The following is a 26,149-nucleotide window of genomic DNA, read 5'->3' on the forward strand; positions in this document are numbered from 1 at the left end:
CGGTGATGAAGAAGATCAAGCAGATCAAGCGCGGCAACCCGCTGGACACCGAGACCATGGTGGGTGCCCAGGCCTCCGACCAGCAGTTCGAGAAGATCCTCTCCTACTTCGACGTGGCCCGCGCCGAAGGCGCCGAGATCCTCACCGGCGGCGCCGCCGAGAAGCTCGAAGGCAGCCTGTCCACCGGCTACTACATCCAGCCGACCCTGCTCAAGGGTCACAACAAGATGCGCGTGTTCCAGGAAGAGATCTTCGGCCCGGTGGTCAGCGTGACCACCTTCAAGGACGAAGCCGAAGCCCTGGCGATCGCCAACGACACCGAGTTCGGCCTGGGCGCCGGTGTGTGGACCCGCGACATCAACCGCGCCTACCGCATGGGCCGCGGCATCAAGGCCGGTCGCGTGTGGACCAACTGCTACCACCTGTACCCGGCGCACGCCGCGTTCGGTGGCTACAAGAAGTCCGGCGTCGGCCGCGAGACCCACAAGATGATGCTCGACCACTACCAGCAGACCAAGAACCTGCTGATCAGCTACGACGTCAATCCGCTCGGTTTCTTCTGAGTACCCTCTCGGGCGCGCCGCCCTGCTGGCGCGCCCCTGCTTGTCGACGCGCCTTCCCTTGGTGCGCGGCCTGCCGGTGGTTACCCATGGCCCACGGCGGGTCCTTGTCGAACGCGGCTCCGGCCGCGTTTTTTTTCGTCCCGGATTTGCGCGACCGGGCGGGCCTACCAAGGTCAGCGAAAACTCCTTCCAAAGTACCATTTGGTCCGGGCGCCTGCGGGAGCATAACTGTGTTGCCGGAATTCACCGGCTTTCGACAACAATGAGGACTGCGCCATGTGGACCAAGCCCGCCTTCACCGATCTGCGCATTGGCTTTGAAGTGACCATGTACTTCGCCAACCGTTGATCAACATAGCCCCGGCCCTGCCGGGGCTTCCCACCCGGGGTCTGCCCATGCATATCCGTATTCTCGGTTCCGCCGCCGGCGGTGGTTTTCCCCAGTGGAACTGCAACTGCCGCAACTGCCGCGGCCTGCGCGAAGGCACCCTGAGTGCCACGGCGCGTACCCAATCTTCCATCGCCCTGTCCGATGACGGGGTGAACTGGATCATCTGCAACGCCTCGCCGGACATCCGTGCGCAGATCGAGGCCTTCCCGGCCCTGCAGCCGGCCCGCGCGCTGCGCGACACGGCGATCCGCGCGCTGATCCTGCTGGACAGCCAGATCGACCACACCACCGGCCTGCTCACCCTGCGCGAAGGCTGCCCGCACGAGGTGTGGTGCACCGAGATGGTCCACCAGGACCTGACCAGCGGCTTCCCGCTGTTCAACATGCTGGAGCACTGGAACGGCGGCCTGCGCTGGAATCCCATCGGCCTGGAGCAGAGTTTCAGCGTTGCCGCCTGCCCGGCGCTGCGCTTCACGCCGATCCCGCTGCGCAGCGCGGCGCCGCCCTACTCGCCGCACCGCAACGACCCGCACCCGGGCGACAACCTCGGCCTGCTGGTCGAGGACAGCCGCACCGGCGGACGGCTGTTCTACGCCCCCGGCCTCGGCCAGGTCGACGGCGAACTGCTGGAGTGGATGGACCGCGCCGACTGCCTGCTGGTCGACGGCACCCTGTGGCGCGACGACGAGATGATCCACGCCGGCGTCGGCGACAAGCTCGGCAGCGCCATGGGCCACCTGCCGCAGAGCGGCGCCGGCGGCATGCTCGAGGTGCTCGAGCGCCTGCCGCGCCAGCGCAAGGTGCTCATCCACATCAACAACACCAACCCGATCCTCGACGAGGACTCGGCCGAGCGCGCCGAACTGACCGCGCGCGGCATCGAGGTCGCCTGGGACGGCATGCACATCGAGCTGTAACGGATTGTCGGCTGATGGTGCGCACGGCGCACCCTACGCCAGCCGCGCCGCCCAGTAGGGTGCGCCATGCGCACCGCACCACCAGAACAACAAAGAGCCGCGCCGGTCGCGGCCGCCGAGGAGTCGCGATGACCCAGACTGCCATGAGCCCCGCCGAATTCGAGCAGGCGCTGCGCGCCAAGGGCGCCTACTACCACATCCACCACCCGTTCCACGTCGCCATGTACGAGGGCCGCGCCAGCCGCGAGCAGATCCAGGGCTGGGTGGCCAACCGCTTCTACTACCAGGTGTGCATCCCGGTGAAGGACGCGGCGATCATGGCCAACTGCCCGGACCGCGACACCCGTCGCGAGTGGATCCAGCGTATCGTCGACCACGACGGCGCACCGGGCGAGGAGGGCGGCATCGAGGCCTGGCTGCGCCTCGGCGAGGCCGTCGGCCTGACCCGCGCGCAGCTGCTCTCCCAGGAGCTGGTGCTGCCCGGCGTGCGCTTCGCGGTGGACGCCTACGTCAACTTCGCCCGCCGCGCCTGCTGGCAGGAAGCGGCCAGCAGCTCGCTGACCGAGCTGTTCGCCCCGCACATCCACCAGTCGCGCCTGGACGCCTGGCCGGCGCACTATCCGTGGATCGACGCCGGCGGCTACGACTACTTCCGCAAGCGCCTCAAGGAAGCGCGCCGCGACGTCGAGCACGGCCTGCGCATCACCCTGGCGCACTACACCACCTGGGAAGCCCAGCAGCGCATGTTGGAGATCCTGCAGTTCAAGCTCGACGTGCTGTGGAGCATGCTCGACGCCATGAGCATGGCCTACGAACTGCAGCGCCCGCCGTACCACACGGTGACGGCCGAGCGGGTCTGGCACCGGGGGATCGCGCTGTGAACCGTACCCCCTTGGTGCGCACGGCGCACCCTACGGCTGACGCACTCCGCGCAGGGTGCGCCATGCGCACCCTTGCCGTCTCATGCTTGCCGGTGCGCATGGCGCACCCTGCGGAGGCCCGATGAACGACGAACTCATGCACAAGATCCCGGTGCTGCGCCGTGGCTTCCGCTTCCAGTGGGAACCGGCCCAGAGCTGCCACGTGCTGCTCTATCCCGAGGGGATGATCCAGCTCAACGACAGCGCCGGAGCGATCCTCGCCGAGGTCGACGGCACGCGCAGCGTCGCTGCCATCATCGATGACCTCAGCGCGCGTTTCCCCGAGGTGCCGGGCATCGACGAAGACATTCTGGTTTTCCTGGAGGTGGCCCATGAACGTTTCTGGATCGAGCTTCGCTAAGCCGGGCCACACGCCCGGCCCGCCACTGTGGCTGCTGGCCGAGCTGACCTACCGCTGCCCGCTGCAGTGCCCGTACTGCTCCAACCCGCTGGACTTCGCCAAGCAGGGCGAGGAGCTGAGCACTGCGCAGTGGATCGAGGTGTTCCGTCAGGCCCGCGAGCTGGGCGCCGCCCAGCTCGGCTTTTCCGGTGGCGAGCCGCTGGTGCGCCAGGACCTGGTCGAGCTGATCGCTGCCGCCCGCGAGCTGGGCTACTACACCAACCTGATCACCTCCGGCATCGGCCTGACCGAGGCGAAGATCGCCAGCTTCCGCGAGGCCGGCCTCGACCACATCCAGATCAGCTTCCAGGCCGCCGACGAGGAGGTGAACAACCTGCTGGCCGGATCAAAGAAGGCCTTCGCCCACAAGCTGGAAATGGCCCGCGCGGTGAAGAAGCACGGCTATCCGATGGTGCTCAACTTCGTCACCCACCGGCACAACATCGACAACATCGAGCGGATCATCGAGCTGTGCCTGGAGCTGGAGGCCGACTTCGTCGAGCTGGCCACCTGCCAGTTCTACGGCTGGGCCGAGCTGAACCGCGCCGGGCTGTTGCCGACCAAGGCGCAGCTGGAGCGCGCCGAGCGCATCACCAACGAGTGGCGCGACAAGCTCTCCGCGCAGAAACATCCGTGCAAGCTGATCTTCGTCACCCCGGACTACTACGAGGAGCGGCCCAAGGCGTGCATGAACGGCTGGGGCAACCTGTTCCTCGACATCACCCCGGACGGCACCGCGCTGCCGTGCCACAGCGCGCGCCAGCTGCCGGTGCAGTTCCCCAACGTGCGCGAGCACAGCCTCAAGCACATCTGGTTCGAGTCCTTCGGCTTCAACCGCTACCGCGGCGACGACTGGATGCCCGAGCCGTGCCGCTCCTGCGACGAGAAGGACCGCGACTTCGGCGGCTGCCGCTGCCAGGCGTTCATGCTCACCGGCAATGCCGACAACGCCGACCCGGTGTGCAGCAAGTCGGCGCACCACGGCCTGATCCTCGACGCCCGTCGCGAGGCCGAGCAGGCGCCGTTGCAGCTCGACGAGTTGATCTACCGCAGTGCGAAGGCCTCGCAGATCATCTGCAAGAGCTGAGGAGAGATTGCATGTGCGGGGCACGATGTCGGGTGGATGGCCACCCCGTGGATAGCCACCCTGTGGAAAACCGCGTCAGCGTTTTTCACCGAAGAGGCTGCTGCGGTGGATAAGGCTGCGCCGTTATCCACCCTACGTCCTGCGCTCCAGTCGCTGCCCTGTGGCGACTGGCCGAGTCGCTGGTCGGCCAGCCATGCCGCGGTCGCCAGCCGCGACTTCGCCGAGCTGCGCGCCGGTCTCGGCGGCCTGCTGTGGCTGGCCTTCGACCCGGCGGAGGCGGGCTGCAGCCTGTGGTTGTGGCGTGAGGGCATTACCCGGCGCCTGACGCCGCCGGGGCTGTCGGTGCGCAGCCGGGTCTACGAATACGGCGGCGGTGCCTTCTGCGTGGCGGGCGCCGGCGTGGCGCTGGTCGACGAGGCGGATCAGCAGGTCTACCGGCTGGCGGTAGACGCCGATGGCGGGGCCGGACCGCTGCATGCCCTGACTGCGCGCCCCGACTGCCGCTACGGCGACCTGCACTTCGCGCCGGCCTGGCAGGCTGTGCTGGCGGTGGAGGAAAGCCGCGAGGCCGAGGCGGTGGTGCACCGGCTGGTCAGCCTGGACCTGGCCGACGGCAGCCGCCGGGTGCTGGCCGAGGGCGCCGACTTCTACAGCGCGCCGCGCCTGAGCGGCGACGGCCGCCAGCTGGCGTGGATCGAATGGGCGCGCCCCGAACTGCCGTGGACCGCCACCCGGCTGTGCCGCGCCGCGGTGTACGCCGATGGCTCGCTCGGTCCGCGTGAAGTGCTGGCCGGCGCGGCGGGCAATGAGTCATTGCAGCAACCGACGTTCACTGCCGATGAGCGGCTGGTCTGCCTGAGCGACCGTGGCGGCTGGTGGCAGCCGTGGGGCGAGCGCGATGGATGCTGGCAGCCCGAAGGCGGAGCGCAGGGCGCACCCTACGGTGGGCCGGCCGCTGGGGTGTGCATGCCGGTAGGGTGCGCTGTGCGCACCGGGCAGGGCGTCGGGGATGCTGGTGCGCATGGCGCACCCTACGGTGAGCCGGCCGCTGGGACATGTATGTCGGTAGGGTGCGCCGTGCGCACCGGCGTCTCCACCGACAGCGAGGGCTGGAGCGAGCCATGGCCCATGGCCAGCGCCGACCACGCCCCGGCCCCCTGGCAGCTGGGCACCGTCAGCTACCTGCCGCTGGCGGGCGACGGCCTGCTGCTCAGCCGCCTGCAGGACGGCTGGGGGCTGCTGGTCGAGCGCGACGGTGGCGGGCGCGAGCGGCGCCTGGCGCCCGCGTTCTCGCGCTTTCGCCAGCTGGCCGCGGACGCCGCGTTTTTCTACTGCATCGCCGGTGCCCCCGACCGCCTGCCCGCCGTGCTGGCCATCGCCCGCGATTCGGGCGCGGTGCGCATCCTCGCCGGCGGCGAGCAGCCGCTGGCCGCCGCCGAGCTGTCCTGTCCCGCGCCGCTCGGTTTCGCCAGCGGCGCGGGCGAGCGCGCCCACGCCTTCTTCTATCCGCCGCGCAACGCCGCCTGTGGGGTGCCGGCCGGCGAGAAGCCGCCGCTGGTGCTGTTCCTGCACGGCGGGCCGACCTCGGCCTGCTACCCGGTGTTCGATCCGCGCATCCAGTTCTGGACCCAGCGCGGCTTTGCCGTGGCCGATCTCAACTACCGCGGCTCCAGCGGTTTCGGCCGAGCCTTCCGCCTGCGTTTGGCCGGCGAGTGGGGGCGCATCGAGGTGGAAGATGCCGTCGCCCTGGTCGGTCATCTCGGCGCGCAGGGCCTGATCGACCCGGCGCGCGCCTTCATCCGCGGCGCCAGCGCCGGCGGCTACACCGCGCTGTGCGCGCTGGCTTTCCACGACGTCTTCCGCGGCGGCGCCAGCCTGTACGGGGTCAGCGATCCGCTGGCCCTGCGCCGCGCCACCCACAAGTTCGAGGGCGACTACCTGGACTGGCTGATCGGCGACCCCGAGCGTGATGGCGAACGCTATGCGGCGCGCACGCCGCTGCTGCACGCCGGGCGCATCGCCGCGCCGCTGATCTTCTTCCAGGGTGGCCTGGATGCGGTGGTGGTGCCGCAGCAGACCGAGGCGATGGTCGCCGCCCTGCGCGCGCGCGGGGTGGCGGTGGCGTACCGCCACTATGCCGAGGAGCGCCACGGCTTTCGCCAGGCCGCCAACCTGGCCGATGCCCTCGAGCGCGAGTGGCAGTTCTACCGACGGTTGCTTGACTAGCGCCGCTACCGCAGGGCGGCTGTGCACCTTGGGTGGATTGCAAAGACCGACTAATGCAGTAGGCTGTCGCCTAGTAATATTTCATAACAACAAAGATGCTCGTCAGGTTCCCGCATGTCTGCCATCAGCCCGCTTCGCAAGTTCGTCAGCCCGGAAATCATCTTCGGCGCCGGCTCCCGCCACTCGGTCGGCAACTACGCGGCGACCTTCGGCGCGCGCCGGGTGCTGGTGGTCTCCGATCCCGGCGTGCAGGCGGCCGGCTGGGTCGGCGACGTGCTGGCCAGCCTCGATCGCCAGGGCATCGCCCACGTGCTGTACACCGCCGTTTCGCCCAACCCGCGGGTCGAGGAGGTGATGCACGGCGCCGAGCTGTACCGCGCCAGCGCCTGCGACGTGATCGTCGCGGTCGGCGGCGGCAGCCCGATGGACTGCGCCAAGGCCATTGGCATCGTCGCCGCCCACGGGCGCAGCATCCTCGAGTTCGAGGGCGTCGACACCATTCGCGTGCCCAGCCCGCCGCTGATCCTGATCCCCACCACCGCCGGCACCTCGGCCGACGTGTCGCAGTTCGTGATCATCTCCAACCAGACCGAGCGGATGAAGTTCTCCATCGTCAGCAAGGCGGTGGTGCCGGACGTGTCGCTGATCGACCCGGAAACCACGGTGAGCATGGACCCGTTCCTCTCCGCCTGCACCGGCATCGACGCCCTGGTGCACGCCATCGAGGCGTTCGTCTCCACCGGCAGCGGGCCGCTCACCGACCCCCACGCGCTGGAGGCGATGCGCCTGATCAACGGCAACCTGGTGCAGATGATCGCCAATCCGCAGGACATCGCCCTGCGCGAGAAGATCATGCTCGGCAGCATGCAGGCCGGGCTGGCGTTCTCCAACGCGATTCTCGGCGCGGTGCACGCCATGAGCCACAGCCTCGGCGGCTACCTCGACCTGCCGCACGGGCTGTGCAACGCGGCGCTGGTCGAGCATGTGGTGGCGTTCAACTTCGACGCTGCGCCGGAGCGCTTTCGCATCGTCGCCGAGACCTTCGGCATCGACTGCCGCGGGCTGACCCCGCCGCAGGTGCGCGGCCGGCTGGTCGACCACCTGATCGCCTTCAAGCGCGCGGTGGGCTTCGAGGAAACCCTCAAGCTGCACGGCGTCGGCAGCTCGGACATCCCGTTCCTGTCGCAGCACGCCATGCAGGACCCGTGCATCCTGACCAACCCCAGGCACTCGACCCAGCGCGACGTCGAGGTGGTGTATGGCGAAGCTCTCTGACGGCCGCCCGGACGTCGCCGACCTGCTGGGCCTCGGCAGCCACTCGGCGCGCAAGAGCTACTACCCCGAGCTGTCGGCGCGCCTCGACGAGCTGGAGCGCGAGCGCAACCGCTACAAGTGGCTGTTCGAGCACGCGGTGCATGGCATCTTCCAGGGCCGCATGAACCACGGCATCCTCGCCGCCAACCCGGCGCTGGCGCACATGCTCGGCTACGAGGATCCGCAGCAGGTGCTGTGGTCGCAGACCGATCTGGCCGAGCAGCTGTTCGTCGGCGGCGCCGCGGAGCTGGCGCGGATCAATGCGGTGCTGCGCGAGGGCCACGGCCTGTTCGGCTACGAGACGCGCCTGCGCCGCCGCGACGGCAGCTGCATCGACGTGCTGATGAACCTGCTGCTCAAGCCCGACGAGGAGGGCCTGGTCGAGGGCTTCGTCGCCGACATCACCGAGCGCAAGCAGGCCCAGCTGCGCCAGCAGCAGCTCAACGTCGAGCTGGAGCAGCGCGTCGCCGCGCGCACCGCCGAGCTGCTCGAGGCCAACCGCCACCTGCAGCAGGAGATCCGCCAGCGCGAGCGCATCCAGTGCGAGCTGCGCGAGGCGCGCGACGCCGCCGAGGCGGCCAACCAGAGCAAGGACAAGTACCTGGCCGCGGCCAGCCACGACCTGCTGCAGCCGCTCAACGCTGCGCGCCTGCTGATCTCCACCCTGCGCGAGCGCCCGCTGGAGGCCAGCGAGGCCAACCTGGTGGAGCGCACCCACCAGGCCCTGGAAGGCGCCGAGGACCTGCTCGCCGACCTTCTGGACATCGCCCGCCTGGACAGCCGGGCGATCCGTCCGGACCTCGCGGTGTATCGCCTCGACGAGCTGCTGGCGCCGCTGGCCTCGGAATTCCAGCCGGTGGCCGAGGCGGTCGGCCTGGGCTTGCGCGTGCGCATCCCGCGCCTCGCCGTGCGTACCGACTTCCGCCTGCTCACCCGCATCCTGCGCAACTTTCTCAGCAACGCCTGCCGCTACACCGGCCAGGGTCGCGTGCTGCTCGGCTGCCGCCGCCGCGGCGCGCACCTGCTGATCGAGGTGTGGGATACCGGCCGCGGCATCGCGGCCGACAAGCTGGAGGAGATCTTCCTCGAGTTCAACCAGCTGGACGCCGACCGCGCCGCCGAGCGCAAGGGCGTCGGCCTGGGCCTGGCGATCGTCGAGCGTATCGCGCGCATGCTCGACTACCGCATCCAGGTGCGCTCGCAGCCGGGGCGCGGCTCGGTGTTCAGCATCGAGGTGCCGCTGGCCGAGTACGTGGCGCCGGAGCCGGTCGCGCGCCCGCGCGAGACGCTGGGCAATCCGCTGCCCGGGCGGCGGGTGCTGGTGGTCGACAACGAGCCGGACATCCAGCAGAGCATGCAGGCGCTGCTGGCCCAGTGGGGCTGCGAGGTGCGCGTGGCCGCCGGCCTGGCGGAGGCGCGCGCGCAGCTGGTCGGCTGGCCGGCCGAGCTGCTGTTGGTGGACTACCACCTCGATCAGGGCGCCAACGGCTGCGATCTGGTGCAGAACCTGCGCGGTGAGTCGGCGCTGCCGCTGCCGGCGGTGATGATCACTGCCGAGCGCAGCGAGCAGTGTCGCCGCCAGCTGCACGAGCAGGGCATTCCGCTGCTCAACAAACCGGTCAAGCCGGGCAAGCTGCGCGCCGTGCTCAGTCAGTTCCTTTCCTGAAGTGTGATTCAGGTCGCCTTTTTCGCAAAGAATCGCGACAAAGGTCGTATAGCCCGTTTAAATCCTGCGCGCAAAGCCGCTGCCATGGGCGCGGCTTGCCTATCCAATAAGAACAAGGAGTAACGGGTCATGTTGAAGCGGACGCTGCTGGTGCTGGGGCTGACTGCGGGGGGCGCGCTGGCGCACGCCGGGGAAGTGCTGCGGGTGTATGGCGGGGAGGGACGGCTGGCGCCCGGCCTGATCGAGGAGTTCCAGCAGCAGACGGGAATCCGCGTGGAGTACGAGGCCTACGGCGCGGCGGAGGACGTGCTGAGCGATGAGGCATTCGGCCGCCGTTACGACGTGGTCTTCCCCGTGCACTTCCAGCTGCCGGCGCTGGTCGCCGCGCAGCGCCTGCAGCTACTGGATCCGGCCAGGCTGCCCAATCTGAAGCAGATCGACCCTGACCTGGACACCATGCTCGACGGCTCCTCGGCGCAGACCCGGCATGCCGTGCCCTACCAGTGGGGCACCGTCGGCCTGGCGCTGAACGTGGCCAAGGTGACCGAAGCGCTGGGTGCGGTGCCCGAGGAGAGCTGGAGCCTGCTGTTCGACGCCCGCAACAACGAGCGCCTGGCCAAGTGCGGCATCGGCATGCTGGATGCGCGCCAGGAAATCCTCTCGCTGCTGCTCAACTACAAGGGGCGCACGCTGGCCCGCAGCGGCCCGCGCCAGGTCCAGCAGGCCGGCGAGGAGCTGGCCGCGCTGCGCGGCAAGGTCGCCACCTTCGGCAATCGCGCGTATATCGAGCAGTTGGCCAGCGGCCAGCTGTGCGCGGCCATCGCCTGGAGCGGGCACGCGCTGAAGGGGGCCGACGCCGGGGCGCAGCTGAGTTACGTCATGCCGCGCGAGGGGGCGCTGATGTTCATCGACACCATGGCGATTCCCAGCAACGCGCAGAACGTCGCGGCGGCGCATCGCTTCATCGACTACCTGGCCGGTGCCGAAGTGAACACCCGCAATGCCCGCGAGACGCTGTTCTACCCGGTCATCCGCGGCGATGCGCCGGCGATGGGCCGACTGGCCAGCGAGCGGAAGGATCTGGTGGTCGCCAGCGGCCAGCGGCGCAGCTTCTACTATCTGGAGTCGCTGAGCCCGCGGCAGAAGACGGCGGTGGACGCGGCCTGGCTGCAGGTCAAGCGCTGAGTGGGTGGCGTTGCAGGCGCTCGAGCAGGGCGTCCTTGTCCTCCCACAGGCTGTTGACCCACTGCTGGAACTGCAGGCGGTAGGCCTCGTCCTGGTCGTAGCTGCGGCCGAGGAACTCGGCAGGGATCGGTCGCTGGCTGAAGCATACCGTCACCCGCTGCAGCCGCCCGCAGAGCAGGTCGCGAAAGCGCGGGCGGCCGTCGGGGTAGTGGATGGTCACGTCGACCAGCGCTTGCAGTTGCTCGCCCATGGCGTCGATGGCCAGGGCGATGCCGCCGGCGCGTGGCTTGAGCAGGTGACGGTAGGGCGACTGCTGCGCTGCCTGCTTGGCCGCGGTGAAGCGCGTGCCTTCGAGGAAGTTGAACAGCGCCACCGGAATGCCGCGCAGGCGCGCGCAGGCCTTGCGCGCGGTCTGCAGGTCGGCGTCGCGGCGCTCCGGGTGGCGCGCCAGGTAGGCCTTGGAGTGGCGCTGCATGAACGGAAAGTCCAGCGCCCAGCAGCACAGGCCGAACACCGGGATCCAGATCAGCTCCTTCTTCAGGAAGAAGCGCAGCAGCGGCAGGCGGCGGTTGAGGTGGTACTGCAGGACGAAGATGTCGACCCAGCTCTGGTGGTTGCTGATCACCAGGCAGGAGCCGCGCACCTGCAGCTGCTCGAGTCCCTCGACCTGCCACCGGGTATCCTGCACCCACTGCATCCACGCCCGGTTGCCGTCGGCCCAGCGGGCGGCGACCTGGCCCATCAGACGCCGGCTCAGCGTCCGGGTGGCGGCGAACGGCAGCAGCTTGAGCAGCGCCAGGGCGAACAACGGCCAGCACCACAGCAGGGTGTTGAGTCCCAGCAGCAGGCTGGTGATGGCACCGCGCAGCGGGGCGGGCAGGTGTCTGAGCATGGCGGGTTCTCGGGCGGTGGGCCGGCGGGGCTGGTGCGGCGGCCGGATGATACTGTAGCCGTGTTCGAGGCGTAAGATCGCTGGATTTGGCCGCTGTTGACGGACAATCGTTGCGCTGCGTGCGCGGCCGCGTCCGCCTGTCCCGCTGCGGGTCGCTTTCAATCCGGCGGCAACGTAGAATCAGCGTTCGCACCTCTCCATATTCAAAATATCCAAAGGTTTCAAACCATGCAGATCGCGGCCAACAAGGCGGTATCCATCGACTACACCCTGACCAACGAAGGCGGTGAGGTCATCGACAGCTCCGCCGGCGGTGCACCGCTGGTATACCTGCATGGCGCCGGCAACATCATCGTCGGTCTGGAAAAGGCCCTCGAAGGCAAGCAGGCCGGCGACGAGCTGGACGTCACCATCGAGCCGCAGGAAGCCTACGGCGACTACAGCGTCGAGCTGGTGGCCGTGCTCAACCGCGCCATGTTCGAAGGCGTCGACGAGCTGGAAGTCGGCATGCAGTTCCACGCCTCCGCTCCGGACGGCGGCATGCAGATCGTCACCATCCGCGACATCGAAGGCGAGGACGTCACCGTCGACGGCAACCACCCGCTGGCCGGCCAGAGCCTGAACTTCAAGGTCAAGGTGGTCAACGTGCGCGACGCCTCTGCCGAGGAAATCGCCCACGGCCACGTGCATGGCGAAGGTGGTCATCACCACTAATAAGCCCGGCGAGCGGATGTCCATCTGCTGCTAAGCTGAACGCTAGGAAAGGTGCTATTGCGATCCGTGATAGCACCTTTTTTTTGGATCGTTGTTCCGGATTTGCATGGAGCCCTGTGATGAGCATTTTCCACGACCTGAATCTGAAGGCCCTGGACGGCCAGGACCTGCCCCTGGCGCCGTTCAAGGGCAAGGTGGTACTGGTGGTCAATGTCGCGTCGAAATGCGGCCTGACGCCGCAATACGCCGGGTTGGAGCATCTCCATCAGCAGTACCGCGAGCGCGGCTTCAGCGTGCTCGGTCTGCCGTGCAACCAGTTCGCCGGGCAGGAGCCGGGCAGCGAGGCGGAGATCCGCGCGTTCTGCAGCCTCAACTACGGGGTCAGCTTCCCGCTGAGCGCCAAGATTGAGGTCAATGGCCATGACCGCCATCCGTTGTACCGGCTGCTGGCGGGCGAGGGGGCGGAGTTCCCCGGCGACATCACCTGGAACTTCGAGAAGTTCCTGGTCGGCCCGGATGGCCGGGTGCTCGAGCGTTTCTCGCCGCGGGTCACCCCGGAAGATCCGCAACTGATCCAGGCGATCGAGAAGGCCCTGGCGGCGCTGGCCTGAGCCGCCGCCCCCCGTCGTTAGCTCAGCGCCCCAGTCGCGTGGCGCCGTCCTCGCGTACCCAGAACACCGTCGCTCCGGCCACTGCGGCCGGCATCAACAGAATGTTCAGTCCCGGCACCAGTAGTGCGGCATAGGTGACGGCGCCGAAGCCCAGGCTCTGCCAGCGCTTGGCGCGCAGCCAGGCGAGCATCTCGTCCCAGCCCATCTTGTGGTTGTCTGCCGGGTAGTCGATGTACTGCACCGCCATCATCCATACGCCGAACAGCAGCCACAGCGGCGCGGCGATCAGGTTCAGCCCCGGAATCAGCGACAGCACCAGCAGCCCCAGCGCCCGCGGCAGGAAGTAGCCGAGTTTGCGCAGTTCGCGGCCGAGGGTGCGCGGGATCATCGCCAGCAGTTCGCCCCCACTGAACGGCGGCGCGTCGTCGCGGCCGCGCACCACCGCCTCGACCTTCTCGGCGAGGAAGCCGTTGAACGGTGCGGCGATCAGGTTGGCCAGCAGGGTGAAGCCGAAGAACAGGATCAGCAGCACCAGCACCACGAACAGCGGCCACAGCAGGTATTCGAGAAAGCTCAGCCAGCCGGGTAGGCCCGGCATCAGGGCATCGACCCAGTAGCCGAACTGCTGGAACGCCAGCACGCTCAGGCCGATGAACAGCAGCAGGTTGATGGTCAGCGGCAGCAGGACGAACAGTCGCAGGCCCGGACGCAGGATCAGGCGCAGGCCGGCAGCGAGGTAGCCGGGGCCTGAGAGGGCTTGGGTGGGCATGGGGAACTCCGTGGGGAACACGGGGCCAACTTAACACGGGGCGTGCCGTAGGGTGGGTTAGGCCGCAGGCCGTAACCTACCAACGATGCCGCCAGGCATCTCAAGCACCGGCCTTGCGGCCGGCTGGTGGGTTACGCCGCTCTGCGGCTAACCCACCCTACGGGGGGGATCTCAGCTCTTGCGCGTCAGCGGCAGTTCGGCAAAGCGCACGCCGGCCAGGCCGCTGGCCTGCAGGGCGCGGATGTTGGCGTGGTCGCTGCCTTCGGGAGTCGCCAGCACGCTGCGGTAGTGCTCGCCGAAGCCCAGCAGGGTTTCCTCGGCGCTGAGGCCTTCGAGCAGGGCCAGACCGAGCAGCTTGCAGGAGCCCTCGTTCTGGCCGGCGGCGCTTTCCACTCCGCCGTTGACGAAGGCCTGCGGTTGGTAGTCGTAGTGGGCGGCGATGAATGCCAGGGTGTCGGCGAAGGGATGCGCGTCGCGGCGCAGGGCGGCGCGGAAGTCGGTCAGTGCGGTCATTTCTTGCTCGCTTGGTCGAAGGCGGCCAGCTGTTCGGGCGTGGCCTCTTTTTGATGCTGGGCTTTCCACTCGGCGTAGGGCATGCCGTAGATGGTGTCGCGCGCCTGGTCGGCGGACATTTCGATGCCGCGCTCGTCGGCGGCGGCCTTGTACCACTTGCCCAGGCAGTTGCGGCAGAAACCGGCGAGGTTCATCAGCTCGATGTTCTGCACGTCGCTGCGCTCACCGAGGTGCTGCAGAAGGCGGCGAAAGGCGGCGGCTTCCAGTTCGAGGCGCTGCTGGTCGGTGATGGCGGGTTGTTCGCTCATGGCTGCTCTCGCGGTGGTCGGTGGAAAGAGGCCGATGATAGAAGCCGCGACCGCGCCGGACAATGCCGGTGCGGCCGCGAGACTGACTGGCGTGTCAGCGGTGTCCGGCGAGGGTGATCGACACCGACTCGGCAAAGCGCAGGGCGTGCAGCTTGTCGACCTCTACCTCGGCGTAGCGTACGTCCGGGTTGGCCATCACCAGGTCGAGGATTTCCTGGGTCAGCCGCTCGAGCAGGGCGAAGCGGTTTTCCTCGACATGGCGAATCACCGCCTTGGTGATGGTGCGGTAGTTCAGCGCCTGGTCGATGTCGTTGCCCTGCACCGCGTCCTGCGCCGGGTAGAGGATGGTCAGGTTGATCAGCACATCCTGCTTGTTGAGGATTTCCTCCTCCTTGATGCCGATGTAGGTGCGCAGGCGCAGGTCCTTGACGCGGATGCGCGCCATGCCGGGCTCCAGTCGAGGCATTTACTTGCTCCGTCCGATCAGTTGCAGGAACTCCTGGCGGGTGTTGGTCGACTGGCGGAAGGCGCCGAGCATCACCGAGGAGGTCATCACCGAGTTCTGCTTCTCCACCCCGCGCATCATCATGCACATGTGCTGCGCCTCGATTACCACCGCCACGCCGGCCGCGTTGGTCACCTGCTGGACCGCCTCGGCGATCTGCCGGGTGAGGTTTTCCTGGATCTGCAGGCGACGGGCGAACATATCGACGATGCGCGCCACCTTGGACAGGCCGAGCACCTTGCCGGTGGGGATGTAGGCGACGTGGGCCTTGCCGATGAACGGCAGCAGGTGGTGTTCGCACAGCGAGTACAGCTCGATGTCGCGGACGATCACCATCTCGTCGTTGTCGGAGGCGAACAGCGCGCCGTTGACGATCTCGTCCAGCGACTGCTCATAGCCGCGGCACAGGTACTGCATGGCCTTGGCGGCCCGCTTGGGGGTGTCCAGCAGGCCTTCGCGCTCGGGATTCTCGCCGAGGCCTTTGAGAATTTCGTGGTAATGCTGGCTGATTTGCGACAGCTGATCGCTCATGTTCGATTCCTCGTGGCGGCCGGTTGGGGGCTCACTGTAGCGGGCTCACTTCAGGTGGCGGCCGCCGTTGACGCACAGGCTGGTGCCGGTGACGTAGGGGTTGTCCAGAAGATAGCGCAGGCTCTGGTAGATGACCTCCGCTCCCGGCTCGATGCCGAGGGCCGACTTGGCCAGGGTTTTCTCGCGGTACGCGGCGTCGTCGTGCTCGTGAAACATCACCAGCGCCGGGGCGATGGCGTTGACCTTGATCCGCGGGGCGAACTGCGCCGCGAACGACAGGGTCAGGTTTTCCAGTCCGGCCTTGCTGGCGCAGTAGGCCACGCGGTTGGCGCTGCCGCGACGGGCCACGTCGTCGGTGATATGCACGATATCGGCCAACTCGCAGTGCTCGAGCAGTTCGCGGCAACGCAGGTTGATCAGGTAGGGCGCCAGCATATGCACGTTGACCATCCGGGTGAAGGCTTCGGCCTCATGTCCGGGTTCCTCGCGCAGCCAGTCGGAGGCATTGTGCACGATGGCGCGCAGGCGCTCGGTGTGCTGCTTGAGCTGGTCGATGAAGGCGAGGACGCCGGCCTCGCTGGAAAAGTCGGCCGCCAGGGTCAGCGCGCCGCGCTGGCGCAGGTCGTCGAGCGCCGGACGCTCCGTGCGGTAGCTGACGATCAGTGGCTGGCCCTCGTCGAGCAGGCGCCGCGCGCAATGCAACCCGACACGCTGGCTGGCGCCGGTGATCAGGATGGGGGCGGGTGACTGGCTCATGGCGGCCTCTTGGATTCTGGGAAGGTTCAGCGGCACAGCCGCCGGGTACCTGACAAGTGCGGGACGGAGCACCGACTGAACCAGAGGCAAAGTTATATCAGTCTTCGATCTTGTACAACCCTGCGGGCCGTGTGGGTAGTCGGTTTTTGTCGGGTTTGTTACCGAGGAAGGTGGATAAGACGCCGTTTTTCGCGGCTGTGCAGGCTTTTTGATTTGGTATTTTATTGTACTGTTGTTTTTGTTTTGTACATGTTTTTGGCAGATTTTCTGCCGTGGCAGCGCTTGCGGGCCTCAATCCCTGCCGCCGCTGCTGGTGCGCTCCGGCAGTTCGCAGGTCCCTGCGCGACAGCGCGCCGCGCCGTCCGGATGAGGCAGCCAGTGCAGGTAGGGGCGCAGGCGGCAGAACAGTCGATAGCCGAGCTCCAGCAGCGGACGCAGCAGCGGCCAGCGCAAGGGCGCGGCCCAGCGACCGAGGCCGGCGGCGCACCAGCTCCAGAAGGTGGCGTCGAGGCCGCTGATCCATTGGCCATCGGCGAAACGTGCATGCAGGCGCTGCTGCAGCTGGCTGCGACTGAAGCCCAGCGGCGCGGGATCGAAGTCGGCGGCGTCGATATCCACCAGCTGCAGGCGCTGTGGCGAGGCGCGCCGGCGCAGGACGCGAATCTCGCGGGCGCACAGCGGGCAGTCGCCGGCATAGTAGAGCGTCAGTGGCCAGGCAGTGGGATGGCGCATGGCGAGCGTCCCTCTTTGTACATGTGCTGTACAATTTAAGCCGGCAATGGCCTGAGTTACAATTGCCACTCACATCCGCCGTGCGGTGCCCATGCCATGCCCGAATTCTCCGTCGCCTCCGTCAGCGTCCCCGCCGTACCTCGCGAGGAAGAGCTGTATCCGATCCGCGAGGTGTCGCGCCTGACCGGCGTCAACCCGGTCACCCTGCGGGCCTGGGAGCGGCGCTACGGGCTGATCCAGCCGACCCGCACCGACAGCGGCCACCGCCTGTATTCGCTGGCCGACATCGATGCGGTGCGCAGCATCCTGGCCTGGATCGAGCGCGGCGTGGCGGTCAGCAAGGTCGGCAAGATCCTCGCCCGCAGCAGCACGGCCAAGGCGCCCAGCACGCCGACCTACGACGATGTGGCCGCCGGCGAGTGGGGCGAGTGGCAGGCGCAGCTGCGCCGCGCCGTGGCGGCCTTCGACGAGACGGGCCTGGAGCGTCTCTACGGTCAGGTGTTCTCCAGCTATCCGCTGGCGGTGGTGTTCCAGGACGTGCTGCTGCCGGTGTGGCAGGAGCTGCTGCTGCGTCAGGACGGTTTCGGCCAGACCAGCGAGTGGCTGTTTCTCGACACCTTCCTGCGCGGGCGCGCCCTGCAGCGCCTGCAGCTGAGCCGCGGGCAAAGCGAGGAGCGCGTGCTGCTGGCCGCGCTGCCCGGCCATGGCCACGAGCTGGAGCTGCTGGTGACCGGTCTGCTGCTGGCCGGCAGCGACCTGGCGGTGAGCCTACTCGGCATTGGCCAGCCGTTCGACGAGCTGCCGCTGGTGTGCGAGAAGATCCAGCCGCAGGCGCTGGTGCTGTTCTCCAATCGTCCGCCGGAAGCCGAGCTGCCGCGCCAGCTCGGGCGCCTGGTGCTGGCGCTGGACTGTCCGCTGGCGCTGGCCGGCGAGGTGGCCGAGTTGGCCGAGGAGTCCCTGCAGGGCACGCCGATCGCCTGTCTGGGCAGCGAGGGGCGGCTGATGCCGCGGCGTCTGCGCCAGTTCCTTGCCGGTCATCTGGATACCTGACGGGCGCATTCTGCCGACCCGGCTGCCCGGGTCGCTTCCCCATGATTCCATCCACGACAACCGTCGCCCGGGTGTGCCTCGGGCGGTGCTGCGTGCGCTTGGCGAAAAAATACTGTGCGCGCTGTACAGGAATGCTTGCTGTGTGCGGCAATTTCCTATACAAAAGCTATACAGAAATGCGCGCCGTACAGTCCACCCCTTGAGAGCCTGTATGCCGCGCTCTGCCTGCGCACTCCGGCAGCCGCCGATCTCGGATTTTTTGGCTGCCGGAGTTTTTTATTTTGCGGATCGCGAAAGGGATGGTCGCGATCCGCGCCTCTGCGCCAGCACGCCGGCGGCAGAGCGCGGACCGACGTCGCTCGCGGGGTTCAGGCCTGGCCGGCGCGCAGGGCGGCCAGCTCGGCCTTCGCCGCGGCCAGTTCGGCTTCCAGCTCGCGCACGCGCTGCTCCGCCTCGACCTGCCCGGTGACGTCCTTCTGGATGCCGATGTAGTAGGTCAGCTGGTCGGCCTCGTTGAGCACCGGGGTGATCGACAGCTCGTTCCAGAACGGCGAACCATCCTTGCGATAGTTGCGAATCACCTGGCGGCACGGACGGTGCTCGCGCACCGCCTGGCGGATGGCGTCCAGGCCGGGCTGGGCGCGGTCGCCGGCCTGCAGGAAGCGGCAGTCCTGATAGAGGATGTCGTCGACGCTGTAGCCGGTCAGGCGCTCGAAGGCCCGGTTGGCGTAGATGAGGATGTTGTCGTCGCCTTCCTGTTCGGCCACCACGATGCCGTCGTTGGAGGCGTCGATTACCAGTTGCAGCAGCTTGGCGTTGATCATCGGGACTGTCCTGTAGGTGATGGCGGCATTCTAATCCATCCCCGTGCGCTTGCCATGGCGGCGCAGCAGCTGCGCATTGGCGCATAATGGCGGCTTTCCCTTGCTGCCCTCAGGAGCCTTCATGCTCGAAGTCGCCATTCTCTCAGGTTCTGCCTTCGGTGCCGCCGAAGAGGTGGCCCGCCATGCCGAACAGCAGCTGACGGCTGCCGGCCTGGCCGCGTGCCATCTGCCGGATATCGGCCTCGATGCGCTGCTGGCGCTGGACCCGCAGGCGCTGCTGGTGGTGACCTCGACCACCGGCATGGGCGAGGTGCCGGACGACCTGCAGGCGCTGCTCGACGAGATCGAAGCCTGGCAGCCCGACTGGCGTGGCCGGCCGGTAGCGGTGATCGGCCTGGGCGACTCGTGCTACGGCGAAAACTTCTGTGCCGCCGCCCTGCAGGCCCATGCGCTGTTGCTGAAGCTGGGCATGCGCGATGTGCAGTCGCAACTGCAACTGGATGCCAGCGAGACGGTGACCCCGGCCGAGGACGCCGAGCCGTGGCTGGCGCGCCTGGCGGCGCAGCTGCTCAAGCTGCGCTGAGCCGATCTCTCCGACTGGTCGGGCAGGCTCTCCGGCACTGCCTATACTCAGGGAAAAGAAGCGTCGCGCGGGCCATGGGGCCGCGCGCAGGGTTGCGTGCAGAAAGCTGTGCCGGGCGGTCGGGGGATGACCAGATCGGGATCAGCTGTGGGAGACGCCCTGTCGACGACGCCTAGTCCACCGACCAGTCAGGAGTTCGTCTCATGTTCGCCACCATGGAAGCCGTGCGCGTCGAAGAGCTGCATCTGGCCAGCGACCCGCAAACCGGGCTGCAGGCGATCGTCGCCATCCACAATACCCACCTCGGCCCGGCGCTCGGCGGTTGCCGCTATCTGGCCTATCCCGATGTCGACAGTGCCGTGCGCGATGCCGCACGCCTGGCCCGCGGCATGAGCTACAAGGCCGCGCTGGCCGGCCTGGCGCTGGGCGGCGGCAAGGCGGTGATCATCCGTCCGCCGCAACCGAGCAGCCGCGAGGCGCTGTTCGAGGCCTTCGGCCGCTTCGTCGACAAGCTCGGCGGGCGCTACATCACCGCGGTGGACAGCGGTACCTCGGGTGTCGACATGGACTGCATCGCCCGGCACACCGCGCATGTCACCAGCACCACGGCGGGCGGCGATCCGTCACCGCACACGGCGCTCGGCGTGCTCGCCGGCATCCGCGCCACCGCCAAGGCGCGCCTGGGCAGCGACAAGCTCGACGGGCTGTGCATCGCCGTGCAGGGCCTCGGCCATGTCGGCTTCGCCCTGGCCGGGCACCTGGCCGAGGCCGGTGCCCGGCTGATCGTCAGCGATATCGACGAGGGCCGCCTGGAGCAGGCGGTCGAGCACTTCGGCGCCCAGCCGGTGGTGGCCGACGCGCTGCTCACCATGCCCTGCGACATCCTCGCCCCCTGCGGCCTGGGTGGGGTGATCAACCCGCAGACCATCGGCAAGCTGCGCTGTGCGGCGGTGGCCGGTGCCGCCAACAACCAGCTGGACAGCCCGGAAATGGGCGACGAGCTGGCGGCGCGCGGCATCCTCTACGCGCCGGACTACGTGATCAATTCCGGCGGACTGATCTTCGTCGCCCTGCAGCACCAAGGGTGCAGCCATGAGGAAATCACCGCCCACCTGGCGCACATCGACAGCCGGCTGACCGAGATCTACGACGAGGCTCTGGTCGAGCGGCGTTCGCCGGCGCGGGTCGCCGACAGCCTGGCCGAGCGACTGATCTACGGTTCCTGATGTGCTGCTCCACACCTGCCGCCACCGGCGGCAGGTTCCAACGCACTCGCGCGGTGCCTGGGAGGAAGCCATGTCCCCTTCGCGAATCGATCTACCGTACACCCGCTACCTCGATGCCGACGGCCAGCCACTGGGGCCGCTGCCCGACTGGGTGGAGGACGGCGCACGGGTGGTCGGGCTGTATCGCGCCATGTTGCGCACCCGCCTGCTCGATCAGAAGGTGATCGCCCTGCAGCGTACCGGGCGCATCGGCACCTATGCCTCCAGCTTGGGGCAGGAAGCCATCGGCACCGCCATCGGCAGCCTGCTGCGTGGCGACGACGTGTTCCTGCCCTACTACCGCGACAGCGCCGCCCAGCTGCTGCGCGGGGTGAGCATGCGCGAGATGCTGCTGTACTGGGGCGGCGACGAACGCGGCAGCGCCTATGCCGGCGCGGTGGCGAGCGGCGACTTCCCGCTGTGTGTGCCGATCGCCACCCAAGCGCTGCATGCCTGTGGCGTGGCCAGTGCGTTCAAGATCCGCGGCGAGCCACGGGTGGCGCTGACCACCTGCGGCGACGGCGCCACCAGCAAGGGCGACTTCCTCGAGGCCCTGAATGTCGCCGGCGCCTGGCAGCTGCCGGTGGTGTTCGTGGTCAACAACAACCAGTGGGCGATTTCGGTGCCGCGGCGCATCCAGTGCGGCGCGCCGACCCTGGCGCAGAAGGCCATCGGCGCCGGCTTCGCCGGCGAGCAGGTGGACGGCAACGATGTGATCGCGGTGGCCGAGCGCCTGCGCCAGGCCATCGACCACGCCCGCCAGGGCAAGGGGCCGACCCTGCTGGAGTGCATCACCTACCGCCTCTGCGACCACACCACCGCCGACGACGCCACCCGCTACCGCAGCGCCGAGGAGGTCAACCAGGCCTGGCACGAGGAGCCGATCAAGCGCCTGCAGAACTTCCTGGTGGCGCGCGGCTGGTGGGACGAGTCGCGCGAGCAGGCGCTGGTGGCCGAGACCCAGGCCGAGCTGCAGCAGGCCATCGACGCCTACGAGGCGACCCCGCCCCAGGACCTGCAGGAGGTATTCCGCCACGTCTATGCCGACTGGCCGGCGGCGCTGGCCGAGCAGCGCGAGCAGTTCGCCGAACGCGTCGTCCGCCGCACGCAAGGAGCGGATCATGAGTGAGAAAAAATACACCCTGCTCGAGGCGGTCAACCTGGCCCTGCATCGGGCGATGGCCGAGGACGCCAACGTGGTGGTGCTCGGCGAGGACATCGGCGTCAACGGCGGCGTGTTCCGCGCCACCCTCGGCCTGCGCGATGCCTTCGGCTTCAAGCGGGTGATCGACACGCCGCTGGCGGAGAACATGATCGCCGGCCTGTCCATCGGCATGGCCAGCCAAGGCCTCAAGCCGGTGATGGAGATCCAGTTCCTCGGCTTCATCTACGCCGCCATGGAGCAGCTGGTGTCGCACGCCGGCCGCCTGCGCAACCGCACCCGCGGCCGGCTGAGCTGCCCGCTGGTGCTGCGCTCGCCGATGGGCGCCGGCATCCGCGCGCCCGAGCACCACAGCGAGGCGACCGAGGCGCTGTTCGCCCACATCCCCGGCCTGCGCGTGGTCATCCCCTCGTCGCCGGCACGGGCCTACGGCCTGCTGCTGGCGGCCATCGACGATCCCGATCCGGTGATCTTTCTCGAGCCGACCCGGCTGTACCGGATGAACCCGCAGCCCTTGGTCGACGACGGCCGCCGCCTGCCGCTGGACAGCTGCTTCACCCTGCGCGAGGGCAGCGACCTGACCCTGGTCAGCTGGGGGGCCAGCGTGCACGAGACGCTGCAGGCCGCCAGCGCGCTGGCCGAGCGCGGGGTCAGCGCCGAGGTGATCGACGTGGCGAGCATCAAGCCGCTGGACCTCGACACCCTGGAAGCCTCGGTACGCAAGACCGGGCGCTGCGTGATCGTCCAGGAGGCGCCGAAGAGCGGCGGGGTGGGCGCGGAGATCGCCGCCAGCCTGTACGAGCGCGCGCTGCTCGACCTGCAGGCGCCGATCCAGCGGGTCGCCGCGCCGGACATCCCGCCGCCGCTGTACCGCCTGGAGCCGTACTACCTGCCGGACGTCGGCGACATCCTCGCCGCCTGCGATGCGGTGCTGGAGTACGCCTGAGCGCGCGCACCGTGGAATAACGTGATCGGTGCGCACGGCGCACCCTACGGAGAGTCGCCATGAAACACTTCAAGCTGCCCGACCTCGGCGAAGGCCTGCAGGAAGCGGAGATCGTCGAGTGGCACGTCAAGCCCGGCGACAGCGTCAAGGCCGACCAGCTGCTGGTCTCGGTGGAAACCGCCAAGGCCATCGTCGATATTCCTGCGCCCTATGACGGCGTGGTGCTGAAGACCTACGGCGTCGACGGCGACATCATCCACGTCGGCGAGCCCTTGCTGGCCTACGAAGGCGAGGGCGAGGACAGCGGCACCGTGGTCGGCAAGCTGGAGGCCGGCGAGGGCGGGGAGGGCGACAGCTTCTTCATCGGTGCCGCGCCGTCGACCCGCGAGCACCTGGCGCCGCGCGCCACCCCGGCGGTGCGTCAACTGGCCCGCCAGCTGGGTATCGAGCTGGGCGGGCTGACCGGTAGCGGCGCCGACGGGCTGATCACCCGCGGCGATGTCGAGGCGGTGGCCGAAAGTGCCCGCGCCAGCTTCGGTGGCGAGCGCCTGCGCGGCGTGCGGCGCAGCATGGCGCTGAACATGGCGCGCGCGCATGCCGAGGTGGTACCGGTGATGCTGGCCGAGGACGCCGATCTCAGCCGCTGGCCCACCGCGCGCGAACCGCTGGTGCGCCTGGCCCAGGCCATCGCCGTGGCCTGCCGCGCCGAGCCGGGGCTCAACGCCTGGTTCGACGGCAAGGCACTGGCCGTGCGCCGCCACGAGCAGCTCGACCTGGGCATCGCCGTGGACACCCCGGACGGGCTGTTCGTGCCGGTGCTGCGCAATGTCGGCCAGCGCGATGCCGATGACCTGCGCGAGGGCATGCGCCGCCTGCGCGCGGACGTGAAGGCGCGCTCGATTCCGCCGCAGGAAATGATGGGCGCGACCCTGACCCTGACCAACTTCGGCACCCTGTTCGGCCGTTATGCCAGCCCCGTGGTGGTGCCGCCGCAGGTGGCGATCATCGGCGCCGGGGTGATCCGCGACCAGCCGGTGGCGGTGGACGGCAAGGTGGTGGTGCACCCGATCCTGCCGCTGTCGCTGACCTTCGATCATCGCGCGGTCACCGGCGGCGAGGCGGGGCGTTTCTTCAAGGCACTGGTCACCGCGCTGGAGCAGCCGGAGGGCTGAGCCGGCCGGGCGGCCCGGGATGGGCTGGCGCTTGGCCAGCCCGCTGATCCTGCGCAGGATGAACGAATCCGCTGTCGTCAGGCTCCATGCGTGCGGCTTGGTGAACGCGTCGGCTGGCGGCGCGCGCGTGGCGGTGTACCATCGCGGCAAGACCAACCGCTTGGAGAATCGCCATGCTTGCTGCTGCCGCTGACCTGCCCCCCTGTTCCGTGCTGCTGCTCGCCGGCGGGCGAGGGCGGCGCATGGGCGGAGTGGACAAGGGGCTGGTGGAGTTTGCCGGCCGCCCGCTGATCGCCACGCTGAGCGAACGGGTGCAGCCGCTGACCGACGACCTGATCATCTCCTGCAACCGCAACGCCGAGAACTATGCGCTGTGGGCCGACCGCCTGGTGAGCGACGACGGCGACGATTTTCCCGGCCCGCTGGCCGGTATCCGCGCCGGCCTCGCCGCGATGCGCCACGACTGGCTGCTGGTGCTGCCTTGCGATGCGCCGCATATCGACGCCGACCTGCTGTTTTCCATGCGCCACCAGGCCGTGTGCGAGCCGCAGCGCCCCTTGCTGCTGCGCCGCGGCGGGCAGTTGGAGCCGCTGTTCTGCATGATTCCGCGCTGCCTGCAGGGCGAGCTGGAGCGCGCCTGGCAGGCCGGCGAGCGCAGTCCGCTGAGTTTCCTGCTGGCGGCCAACGCCCAGGTACTGGGCTGTGCGCAAGACGATCCGCGGCTGGCCAATCTGAATACGCTCGAGGCGCTGGTGGCTGCCGGACCGCGTGGCGCGATGCCGGGCGAGTCCGACGAGGAGTCCCGCCCGCAGCAGTCGGATGCGACCGGCCTGGCGCCCACCACGGCTGCCCTGCAACCTTCATCCGCGGCGACCACTGGACTGACCCATCTGGATGCCCAGGGGCGGGCCAACATGGTCGATGTCACCGACAAGGCCACCACCGCTCGCCAAGCCAGTGCCGAGGCGCTGGTGCGCATGCAGCCGCAGACCCTCAAGCTGATCGTCTCCGGCGGCCACCCCAAGGGCGACGTGTTCGCCGTGGCGCGGGTGGCCGGGATCATGGCGGCGAAGAAGACCCACGAGCTGATCCCGCTGTGCCATCCGTTGCTGCTCACCGGCATTCGTGTCGAACTGGAGCCGCAAGGAGAGGACGCGGTGCATATCGTCGCCCGCTGCAAGCTGGCGGGGCAGACGGGGGTGGAAATGGAGGCGCTGACCGCCGCCAGCGTCGCCGCGCTGACCCTCTACGACATGTGCAAGGCGGTGGACCGCGGCATGACCATCGAACGCGTGCGCCTGCTGGAAAAGAGCGGCGGCAAGAGTGGCGACTACCGTGCGGAGCAGCCAGCATGATCGAGGTGCGTTTCTTCGCCCGCTACCGCGAGGTGCTGGGCAGCGACGGCGAGAGCCTGCCGTGGTCGGCCGAACTGGACAGCCTCGATGCCCTGCGTCGTCAGCTGCTGGCGCGCGGCGCGGCCTGGCAGGTGCTGGCCGAGAAGAGCCTGCTGTGCGCACGCAACCAGGAGCTGTGCAGCCTCGCCGAGCCGCTGGCCGACGGTGACGAGGTGGCCTTCTTCCCACCGGTGACCGGAGGCTGACATGGCAATTCGAGTCCAGGTTGCGGCCTTCCAGCCCGGCGTCGAACTGGAGGCGCTGCACGCCGCCAACGCCGGCATCGGCGCAGTGGTCGGCTTCGTCGGCTACGTGCGCGACTACAACGACGGCAATGCGGTGTCGGCGATGACCCTCGAGCACTATCCGGGCATGACCGAAAAGGCCCTGGCCGGCATCGTCGAGCAGGCCAAAGAGCGCTGGCCGCTGCTCGGCGTGGAGATCGTCCATCGCGTCGGTCACCTGCAGCCGGGCGAGCCGATCGTCTTCGTCGGCACCGCCAGCAGCCATCGCCAGGCCGCCTTCGACGCCTGCAACTTCATCATGGACTACCTGAAGACCCGTGCGCCGTTCTGGAAGCGCGAGGACACTGCCGATGGCGCGCGCTGGGTCGATGGCCGCGACAGCGACCAGGCCGCAGCGCAGCGCTGGACGTAAGCGCCAAGGCCTGCCATGTTCTGCCGTGGTGCGCCGTCGCGGCTTTGCACTGCGTCATGCTCCTCGCTGGTGCAAGGCCTTGCCAGGGCTGACCGCC

The 26,149-nt window shown here is 68.6% G+C and carries 30 protein-coding genes and 1 pseudogene; 22 read left to right on the plus strand and 9 right to left on the minus strand.

Annotated features, from left to right (window positions below; genetic code table 11):
- The 10 genes from KRX52_RS13230 to KRX52_RS13275 all read left to right on the plus strand — a co-directional run.
- A partial coding sequence (locus KRX52_RS13230) for an aldehyde dehydrogenase family protein (protein ID WP_217682192.1) occupies window positions 1-563 on the plus strand: 563 nt, incomplete at its 5' end.
- Window positions 564-839: 276 nt separating this feature from the next.
- A complete protein-coding gene (pqqA, locus tag KRX52_RS13235; protein WP_003253598.1) occupies window positions 840-911 on the plus strand; it encodes a pyrroloquinoline quinone precursor peptide PqqA in 72 nt (23 codons plus the stop codon).
- A 47-nt stretch (window positions 912-958) separates the two neighbouring features.
- Complete coding sequence (pqqB, locus tag KRX52_RS13240) at window positions 959-1,870, plus strand: pyrroloquinoline quinone biosynthesis protein PqqB (protein ID WP_217682193.1); 912 nt, start codon at window positions 959-961, stop codon at window positions 1,868-1,870.
- Between the two features lie 128 nt (window positions 1,871-1,998).
- Window positions 1,999-2,751, plus strand: coding sequence for a pyrroloquinoline-quinone synthase PqqC (pqqC, locus tag KRX52_RS13245; RefSeq protein ID WP_217682194.1), 753 nt, complete (start codon window positions 1,999-2,001; stop codon window positions 2,749-2,751).
- A 121-nt stretch (window positions 2,752-2,872) separates the two neighbouring features.
- The gene (pqqD, locus tag KRX52_RS13250; RefSeq protein ID WP_217682195.1) at window positions 2,873-3,151 is read left to right on the plus strand and encodes a pyrroloquinoline quinone biosynthesis peptide chaperone PqqD; all 279 of its coding nucleotides are present in this window, start codon (window positions 2,873-2,875) and stop codon (window positions 3,149-3,151) included.
- Window positions 3,123-4,277 (plus strand): pyrroloquinoline quinone biosynthesis protein PqqE, encoded by a 1,155-nt coding sequence (gene pqqE / locus KRX52_RS13255; RefSeq protein ID WP_217682196.1) that lies wholly within the window; start codon window positions 3,123-3,125, stop codon window positions 4,275-4,277. The genes pqqD and pqqE overlap by 29 nt, the downstream gene beginning before the upstream one ends.
- A 36-nt stretch (window positions 4,278-4,313) precedes the next feature.
- Entirely contained in the window at window positions 4,314-6,503 is a 2,190-nt protein-coding gene (locus tag KRX52_RS20820) for a S9 family peptidase (RefSeq protein ID WP_254797588.1), read from the plus strand.
- A 114-nt stretch (window positions 6,504-6,617) separates the two neighbouring features.
- Complete coding sequence (gene ercA, locus KRX52_RS13265; protein ID WP_217682197.1) at window positions 6,618-7,778, plus strand: alcohol dehydrogenase-like regulatory protein ErcA; 1,161 nt, start codon at window positions 6,618-6,620, stop codon at window positions 7,776-7,778.
- Window positions 7,762-9,483, plus strand: coding sequence for a PAS domain-containing hybrid sensor histidine kinase/response regulator (locus KRX52_RS13270; protein WP_217682198.1), 1,722 nt, complete (start codon window positions 7,762-7,764; stop codon window positions 9,481-9,483). Before ercA ends, KRX52_RS13270 begins: the two co-directional genes overlap by 17 nt.
- A 129-nt stretch (window positions 9,484-9,612) precedes the next feature.
- The gene (locus KRX52_RS13275) at window positions 9,613-10,668 is read left to right on the plus strand and encodes an extracellular solute-binding protein (RefSeq protein WP_217682199.1); all 1,056 of its coding nucleotides are present in this window, start codon (window positions 9,613-9,615) and stop codon (window positions 10,666-10,668) included.
- On the opposite strand, the gene yihG is transcribed toward KRX52_RS13275, so the two are convergent.
- Window positions 10,658-11,560: a 1-acylglycerol-3-phosphate O-acyltransferase, YihG family gene (yihG, locus tag KRX52_RS13280; protein ID WP_217682200.1), complete on the minus strand. Its 903-nt coding sequence runs from the start codon at window positions 11,558-11,560 to the stop codon at window positions 10,658-10,660. The genes KRX52_RS13275 and yihG overlap by 11 nt on opposite strands.
- A 228-nt stretch (window positions 11,561-11,788) precedes the next feature.
- On the opposite strand from yihG, the gene KRX52_RS13285 reads away from it, so the two are divergent.
- Both KRX52_RS13285 and KRX52_RS13290 read left to right on the plus strand, forming a co-directional pair.
- Complete coding sequence (locus tag KRX52_RS13285; RefSeq protein WP_217682201.1) at window positions 11,789-12,274, plus strand: FKBP-type peptidyl-prolyl cis-trans isomerase; 486 nt, start codon at window positions 11,789-11,791, stop codon at window positions 12,272-12,274.
- A 119-nt stretch (window positions 12,275-12,393) separates the two neighbouring features.
- Complete coding sequence (locus KRX52_RS13290) at window positions 12,394-12,885, plus strand: glutathione peroxidase (protein WP_217682202.1); 492 nt, start codon at window positions 12,394-12,396, stop codon at window positions 12,883-12,885.
- 22 nt (window positions 12,886-12,907) lie between these two features.
- On the opposite strand, the gene cysZ is transcribed toward KRX52_RS13290, so the two are convergent.
- The 7 genes from cysZ to KRX52_RS13325 all read right to left on the minus strand — a co-directional run bounded on the left by cysZ (window position 12,908) and on the right by KRX52_RS13325 (window position 16,999).
- The gene (cysZ, locus tag KRX52_RS13295; protein ID WP_217682203.1) at window positions 12,908-13,654 is read right to left on the minus strand and encodes a sulfate transporter CysZ; all 747 of its coding nucleotides are present in this window, start codon (window positions 13,652-13,654) and stop codon (window positions 12,908-12,910) included.
- 171 nt (window positions 13,655-13,825) lie between these two features.
- The gene (locus KRX52_RS13300; RefSeq protein ID WP_217682204.1) at window positions 13,826-14,167 is read right to left on the minus strand and encodes a HopJ type III effector protein; all 342 of its coding nucleotides are present in this window, start codon (window positions 14,165-14,167) and stop codon (window positions 13,826-13,828) included.
- Complete coding sequence (locus KRX52_RS13305) at window positions 14,164-14,475, minus strand: DUF1244 domain-containing protein (protein WP_217682205.1); 312 nt, start codon at window positions 14,473-14,475, stop codon at window positions 14,164-14,166. The genes KRX52_RS13300 and KRX52_RS13305 overlap by 4 nt, the downstream gene beginning before the upstream one ends.
- Before the next feature lie 94 nt (window positions 14,476-14,569).
- Window positions 14,570-14,941, minus strand: coding sequence for a dihydroneopterin triphosphate 2'-epimerase (gene folX, locus KRX52_RS13310; RefSeq protein WP_217682206.1), 372 nt, complete (start codon window positions 14,939-14,941; stop codon window positions 14,570-14,572).
- On the minus strand, window positions 14,942-15,511 hold the full coding sequence (gene folE / locus KRX52_RS13315) for a GTP cyclohydrolase I FolE (RefSeq protein WP_217682207.1): 570 nt from the start codon (window positions 15,509-15,511) through the stop codon (window positions 14,942-14,944).
- 45 nt (window positions 15,512-15,556) lie between these two features.
- The gene (gene folM, locus KRX52_RS13320; RefSeq protein ID WP_217682208.1) at window positions 15,557-16,267 is read right to left on the minus strand and encodes a dihydromonapterin reductase; all 711 of its coding nucleotides are present in this window, start codon (window positions 16,265-16,267) and stop codon (window positions 15,557-15,559) included.
- Window positions 16,268-16,558: 291 nt separating this feature from the next.
- A complete protein-coding gene (locus KRX52_RS13325) occupies window positions 16,559-16,999 on the minus strand; it encodes a thiol-disulfide oxidoreductase DCC family protein (protein WP_217682209.1) in 441 nt (146 codons plus the stop codon).
- A 96-nt stretch (window positions 17,000-17,095) separates the two neighbouring features.
- Between KRX52_RS13325 and KRX52_RS13330 the strand changes: the two genes are divergently transcribed.
- Entirely contained in the window at window positions 17,096-18,049 is a 954-nt protein-coding gene (locus KRX52_RS13330; RefSeq protein WP_217682210.1) for a MerR family transcriptional regulator, read from the plus strand.
- Window positions 18,050-18,417: 368 nt separating this feature from the next.
- Here the strand turns inward: KRX52_RS13330 and KRX52_RS13335 are convergent, their stop codons facing one another.
- Window positions 18,418-18,873, minus strand: coding sequence for a PAS domain-containing protein (locus KRX52_RS13335; protein ID WP_217682211.1), 456 nt, complete (start codon window positions 18,871-18,873; stop codon window positions 18,418-18,420).
- Window positions 18,874-18,994: 121 nt separating this feature from the next.
- On the opposite strand from KRX52_RS13335, the gene KRX52_RS13340 reads away from it, so the two are divergent.
- The 9 genes and pseudogenes from KRX52_RS13340 to moaE all read left to right on the plus strand — a co-directional run bounded on the left by KRX52_RS13340 (window position 18,995) and on the right by moaE (window position 26,052).
- Window positions 18,995-19,456: a flavodoxin domain-containing protein gene (locus KRX52_RS13340; RefSeq protein WP_217682212.1), complete on the plus strand. Its 462-nt coding sequence runs from the start codon at window positions 18,995-18,997 to the stop codon at window positions 19,454-19,456.
- 203 nt (window positions 19,457-19,659) lie between these two features.
- On the plus strand, window positions 19,660-20,682 hold the full coding sequence (locus tag KRX52_RS13345) for a Glu/Leu/Phe/Val dehydrogenase family protein (protein WP_217682213.1): 1,023 nt from the start codon (window positions 19,660-19,662) through the stop codon (window positions 20,680-20,682).
- Window positions 20,683-20,752: 70 nt separating this feature from the next.
- Complete coding sequence (gene pdhA, locus KRX52_RS13350; protein WP_217682214.1) at window positions 20,753-21,850, plus strand: pyruvate dehydrogenase (acetyl-transferring) E1 component subunit alpha; 1,098 nt, start codon at window positions 20,753-20,755, stop codon at window positions 21,848-21,850.
- Entirely contained in the window at window positions 21,843-22,829 is a 987-nt protein-coding gene (locus KRX52_RS13355; RefSeq protein ID WP_217682215.1) for an alpha-ketoacid dehydrogenase subunit beta, read from the plus strand. Before pdhA ends, KRX52_RS13355 begins: the two co-directional genes overlap by 8 nt.
- Before the next feature lie 59 nt (window positions 22,830-22,888).
- Window positions 22,889-24,001, plus strand: a complete 1,113-nt coding sequence (locus tag KRX52_RS13360; RefSeq protein ID WP_217682216.1) for a dihydrolipoamide acetyltransferase family protein — start codon at window positions 22,889-22,891, stop codon at window positions 23,999-24,001.
- Window positions 24,002-24,174: 173 nt separating this feature from the next.
- Window positions 24,175-24,753 (plus strand): annotated as a pseudogene (gene mobA / locus KRX52_RS13365) (molybdenum cofactor guanylyltransferase MobA); the annotation flags it as partial.
- Between the two features lie 129 nt (window positions 24,754-24,882).
- Window positions 24,883-25,356, plus strand: a complete 474-nt coding sequence (gene moaC / locus KRX52_RS13370; RefSeq protein WP_302850384.1) for a cyclic pyranopterin monophosphate synthase MoaC — start codon at window positions 24,883-24,885, stop codon at window positions 25,354-25,356.
- Complete coding sequence (locus KRX52_RS13375; protein WP_217682217.1) at window positions 25,353-25,601, plus strand: MoaD/ThiS family protein; 249 nt, start codon at window positions 25,353-25,355, stop codon at window positions 25,599-25,601. Before moaC ends, KRX52_RS13375 begins: the two co-directional genes overlap by 4 nt.
- 1 nt (window position 25,602) lies before the next feature.
- Window positions 25,603-26,052: a molybdopterin synthase catalytic subunit MoaE gene (gene moaE / locus KRX52_RS13380; RefSeq protein WP_217682218.1), complete on the plus strand. Its 450-nt coding sequence runs from the start codon at window positions 25,603-25,605 to the stop codon at window positions 26,050-26,052.
- Window positions 26,053-26,149 lie beyond the last annotated feature (97 nt).

Origin of the sequence: Geopseudomonas aromaticivorans, assembly GCF_019097855.1 — a bacterium.
GTDB classification, from domain to species: Bacteria; Pseudomonadota; Gammaproteobacteria; order Pseudomonadales; family Pseudomonadaceae; genus Geopseudomonas; species Geopseudomonas aromaticivorans.

Coding starts and splice junctions, on each gene's coding strand:
- KRX52_RS13375 (WP_217682217.1), top strand. CDS start 25,353: ATGATCGAGGTGCGTTTCTTCGCCCGCTACCGCGAGGTGCTGGGCAGC.
- moaE (WP_217682218.1), top strand. CDS start 25,603: ATGGCAATTCGAGTCCAGGTTGCGGCCTTCCAGCCCGGCGTCGAACTG.
- KRX52_RS13270 (WP_217682198.1), top strand. CDS start 7,762: ATGGCGAAGCTCTCTGACGGCCGCCCGGACGTCGCCGACCTGCTGGGC.
- pqqC (WP_217682194.1), top strand. CDS start 1,999: ATGACCCAGACTGCCATGAGCCCCGCCGAATTCGAGCAGGCGCTGCGC.
- folE (WP_217682207.1), bottom strand. CDS start 15,511: ATGAGCGATCAGCTGTCGCAAATCAGCCAGCATTACCACGAAATTCTC.
- KRX52_RS13340 (WP_217682212.1), top strand. CDS start 18,995: ATGCTCGAAGTCGCCATTCTCTCAGGTTCTGCCTTCGGTGCCGCCGAA.
- KRX52_RS13335 (WP_217682211.1), bottom strand. CDS start 18,873: ATGATCAACGCCAAGCTGCTGCAACTGGTAATCGACGCCTCCAACGAC.
- KRX52_RS13360 (WP_217682216.1), top strand. CDS start 22,889: ATGAAACACTTCAAGCTGCCCGACCTCGGCGAAGGCCTGCAGGAAGCG.
- KRX52_RS13285 (WP_217682201.1), top strand. CDS start 11,789: ATGCAGATCGCGGCCAACAAGGCGGTATCCATCGACTACACCCTGACC.
- cysZ (WP_217682203.1), bottom strand. CDS start 13,654: ATGCCCACCCAAGCCCTCTCAGGCCCCGGCTACCTCGCTGCCGGCCTG.
- pdhA (WP_217682214.1), top strand. CDS start 20,753: ATGTCCCCTTCGCGAATCGATCTACCGTACACCCGCTACCTCGATGCC.
- KRX52_RS13355 (WP_217682215.1), top strand. CDS start 21,843: ATGAGTGAGAAAAAATACACCCTGCTCGAGGCGGTCAACCTGGCCCTG.
- KRX52_RS13330 (WP_217682210.1), top strand. CDS start 17,096: ATGCCCGAATTCTCCGTCGCCTCCGTCAGCGTCCCCGCCGTACCTCGC.
- pqqB (WP_217682193.1), top strand. CDS start 959: ATGCATATCCGTATTCTCGGTTCCGCCGCCGGCGGTGGTTTTCCCCAG.
- KRX52_RS13305 (WP_217682205.1), bottom strand. CDS start 14,475: ATGAGCGAACAACCCGCCATCACCGACCAGCAGCGCCTCGAACTGGAA.
- pqqE (WP_217682196.1), top strand. CDS start 3,123: ATGAACGTTTCTGGATCGAGCTTCGCTAAGCCGGGCCACACGCCCGGC.
- yihG (WP_217682200.1), bottom strand. CDS start 11,560: ATGCTCAGACACCTGCCCGCCCCGCTGCGCGGTGCCATCACCAGCCTG.
- pqqD (WP_217682195.1), top strand. CDS start 2,873: ATGAACGACGAACTCATGCACAAGATCCCGGTGCTGCGCCGTGGCTTC.
- ercA (WP_217682197.1), top strand. CDS start 6,618: ATGTCTGCCATCAGCCCGCTTCGCAAGTTCGTCAGCCCGGAAATCATC.
- KRX52_RS13325 (WP_217682209.1), bottom strand. CDS start 16,999: ATGCGCCATCCCACTGCCTGGCCACTGACGCTCTACTATGCCGGCGAC.
- KRX52_RS13290 (WP_217682202.1), top strand. CDS start 12,394: ATGAGCATTTTCCACGACCTGAATCTGAAGGCCCTGGACGGCCAGGAC.
- KRX52_RS20820 (WP_254797588.1), top strand. CDS start 4,314: ATGGCCACCCCGTGGATAGCCACCCTGTGGAAAACCGCGTCAGCGTTT.
- KRX52_RS13300 (WP_217682204.1), bottom strand. CDS start 14,167: ATGACCGCACTGACCGACTTCCGCGCCGCCCTGCGCCGCGACGCGCAT.
- folX (WP_217682206.1), bottom strand. CDS start 14,941: ATGCCTCGACTGGAGCCCGGCATGGCGCGCATCCGCGTCAAGGACCTG.
- KRX52_RS13345 (WP_217682213.1), top strand. CDS start 19,660: ATGTTCGCCACCATGGAAGCCGTGCGCGTCGAAGAGCTGCATCTGGCC.
- KRX52_RS13275 (WP_217682199.1), top strand. CDS start 9,613: ATGTTGAAGCGGACGCTGCTGGTGCTGGGGCTGACTGCGGGGGGCGCG.
- folM (WP_217682208.1), bottom strand. CDS start 16,267: ATGAGCCAGTCACCCGCCCCCATCCTGATCACCGGCGCCAGCCAGCGT.